This window comes from Allobosea sp. 10L417 (assembly GCF_056395485.1).
Genome location: NZ_JBFTJP010000031.1, coordinates 1 through 3,162, shown reverse-complemented (window position 1 = coordinate 3,162; position 3,162 = coordinate 1). Strand labels below are relative to the sequence as shown.

The window sequence follows — 3,162 nt, the reverse complement described above, 5'->3', positions numbered from 1 at the left end:
GCCTACGACCACGCCACGATCGATCCTCGCTTCGTCCATCTCCTTGAGCAGCGACGCCATCGACTTTCTCTGAGCCGCTTCTGATGGTTCAAAACCGACCGTTCGCGTGAACCCATCGCGGCGCTCGCCGGCCGAGTACATGAGCGTATTGAGGAAGCCGCTAATCGGCGGGCGCAGACGGAAATCGATGATCATGGCACTGACCTTTTGAATGGAAACGACTCGAACCCGGGCGGCATCGCAAGCCTGCAATGCCGGCGGCTACATCACCTCGTCCTTGCGGTTGTCGGTCTCCCCGTAGCGATGCAGCGCTGGAGGCTTGAGACCTGCATACAGAGCCTCGATGCCTGCATTGATGGTCTCGGCATGCTGCGCGAACAAGGAGTTGCCCTCCAGGTCGCTCTCGACGATGAAGGGACCGAAGTTCTCCACCTCGAACAACCACATGGCCTGGGCGATCCCCAGCTCGTCGAGCCAGTGCACCTCCCGGACACGCTTGATGCCGCGACCAAGCAGCGCACCGGTGCCGTAGCCGACGGTTGTCAGGTAGATGGCGCCACCCGGAGCGAGCACCTTCTTGTAGTCATCGGCAGGCATGCCTCCTTTTCCGATGAGGATGCTGCACCCTGTCTGTTCGAGCCAGCGAGGAATCCACTTCGAAAAGCGAAAGGATGCCGTGGCGGTCACAGCGCCGACCCTGTAGCCTCCCTTGCCGTCGGGTGCGGCGGCCGGCGAGCAGTGGAAGTTGACGTTGCTGATCGACTTCAGATCGACGGGCAGCGCCAATCCCTCGTCCAGCACCTTCTTGTAGACACCCTCGCGCGCGGTGTAGACCACGCCGTTCAGACAGACCGCGCAGCCCAACTCGAGCTTCGCAATGTCTTCCCGCTTCGCCGGAAGGTTCAGGTGGAAGACTTTGATGTCGTCGTTGCTGCTTACCATTCGACTGTCTCCCGACGCAGATAGGGGGTGAACCATTGGGGATCGGTTCGATACTCGATCTCGCCGTTGGCATGGATGCGCGCTGTGGCACGCCGTGACGAAAGACAGAAGGTGTGCAGGCTGATGGGCATGCCACCGGTGTGCGTATAACCGCACTCGATGTGGCAATCCACGACCATCCCGGACCCCACAAAGCCCATGGCGCCCATCCCGATCGAGTTTCCGAGCTTCATCAACTCGAGTTCGAGCTCGGCGACCTTCGGATCGGGATTCCGATCCCCGACCGTGCGAAGGCACGCAGCCTGTTTGCCCAGCTGCATGCAGGTGTCCTTGGACCCACCCAGGCCGATCCCGACGATCGCGGGCTGGCAGGCCAAGCCGCGCTTTCCGAAGGCAATCAGCGTGTCCAGGACAAAGCGCTTGATACCGTCGATTCCGTCCCCGGGGAACAGCATGCGGTAGTCGGTCCCGAAGAGGCCGCCTTTGTGGATGGTGGTGACGTCGATCCAGTCGGCCTCCGGCTCGAACGACCACTCGACTTCGGGGGCATTGATGCCGACGTTGTTGTTGTGATCTGTGCGCCACAAGGGATGCACGCGATTCGGCCGAAGCGGAATCGTGACCGTACCTTCTGCCGTCGCATGCCGGAGCGCTCGCTCCACGGCAACGAATCCCGACTCGACCGATGCGTTGTTGCCGACCTTCACGTAATACCGCGGCAGGCCGGTATCGGCGCACATGGGACGGCGATCCTGATCTGCGGCCTCCCAGTTGTCGACCATCGCGTGGATGACGAACCGGGGCAGTTTTCCGGTCTCCGTCTTCTGCAGTTCCTGAATTCCCTTCTTGTAGTCGGGAGGAATCTCGATCGCAGCGCGTCGCGTGATCTCCAAGGCGGCTTCTTCAACTTTCTGAATCGGGATCTTCATTTGGGTGTGCCCTCAGGTTTTGGGGGTGACTGCTTCGCCGGTGATGAGCGATTCACCGGGTCTCACGATGTCGAAGGAGACGGGAATCATTTCGAGCTGTACATGGTCGTCCCGGGCGCTCACGCGCGTGTAGCAGCTGGAGTGGAGATCGCCCGGGTCGGGGAAGTCTTCGCGAAAATGAGCGCCCCGGCTGTTCTCGCGTGCCAGCGCGGAGACGGTAATGATCTTTGAGATATCGACGAGGCTTTCCAGGTTCAGCCAGTCGTGCCAGGTCACGTTGTAGCGGCGATCGCCATCTGCGACGCCCATCGCCGACAGCGCGGCTCGATGAGAAGCCACCGCTTCGAGCCCATGGTCCATCGCCTCACGGTTGCGCAGCACACCAACGTCATCCCACATCGTCTGTGCCAGGGCGTCGCGCAACTCGTGGATACGACCCACCGGCCTGGAGAACGGATACTCCGCGCGCTCGATCCCGCTGGCGACGATTCGCCTGTCGGGGTCGCGCCACTTGCCGTTCCTCTCGACGAAGGCGGCCATGGAGTCTCCCGCAATGCCGCCAAAGACGGTGGAGTTCGCGACACCGTTGCCGCCGAGGCGATTGGCCCCATGGACGCCTCCGCAGTCCTCGCCCGCAGCGAACAGTCCTGGCGATGCGGTCGAGCAGTCGACGTTGAACTCGACACCCCCCATCAGGTAGTGGGCTGTCGGAACCACTTCGACCTTGCCACCTGCCAGATCAAAGCCGCAGTCCTTGCAGCGATTGACCATTCCAGGAAAGGTCTTGGCGACCTTCTCCGGGCCGAGGTGGCTCATCTGGATGTAGACGCCACCCATCGGCCCCGTACGCCCCGCGCGCATCTCGGCGTAGATGCCTCGACTGACGACGTCGCGGGTCGCACGCTCGCCACGCTTGTCGTAGTGGGTCATGAACCGGTCGCCGTTCCCATTGAGCAGGTAACCACCGGCGCCGCGCAAGCCCTCCTCGAGAACGGTGCCCGTCATACGCGTATCCGGTCCGCCGAGGAGTCCGGTGGGATGGAACTGCACCATCTCCATATCCCGGAGCTTCAGGCCGTACCGAAGCGCCATGGCCAGACCATCGCAGGTCTTGTCGCCGGACGGTGTGTGATAGCGGTACATCGTCGGCCCGGCGCCCGTCGCAAGGAGCACCGCCTTTGCCTGCACCAGGCGATAGGTACCTGCACGCATGTCAATGAACAGGACACCGGCGATTCCGGATCCATCGGCCGCCGGAATGAGCTCGATCGCACGATGCTCCTCAAGCTCC

The 3,162-nt window shown here is 62.3% G+C and carries 3 protein-coding genes and 1 pseudogene; all 4 read right to left on the bottom strand.

Annotated features, from left to right (window positions below; translation table 11 throughout):
• Positions 1-195, bottom strand: a pseudogene (locus AC1DE3_RS28185) (amidohydrolase family protein); the annotation flags it as partial.
• 66 nt (positions 196-261) lie between these two features.
• On the bottom strand, positions 262-942 hold the full coding sequence (locus tag AC1DE3_RS28180) for a fumarate hydratase C-terminal domain-containing protein (RefSeq protein ID WP_015865666.1): 681 nt from the start codon (positions 940-942) through the stop codon (positions 262-264).
• Positions 936-1,871, bottom strand: coding sequence for a fumarate hydratase (locus AC1DE3_RS28175; RefSeq protein WP_015865667.1), 936 nt, complete (start codon positions 1,869-1,871; stop codon positions 936-938). The genes AC1DE3_RS28180 and AC1DE3_RS28175 overlap by 7 nt, the downstream gene beginning before the upstream one ends.
• A 12-nt stretch (positions 1,872-1,883) precedes the next feature.
• Positions 1,884-3,162 (bottom strand): FAD-binding protein (locus tag AC1DE3_RS28170; protein WP_476852973.1); only part of this gene is annotated, 1,279 nt, incomplete at its 5' end.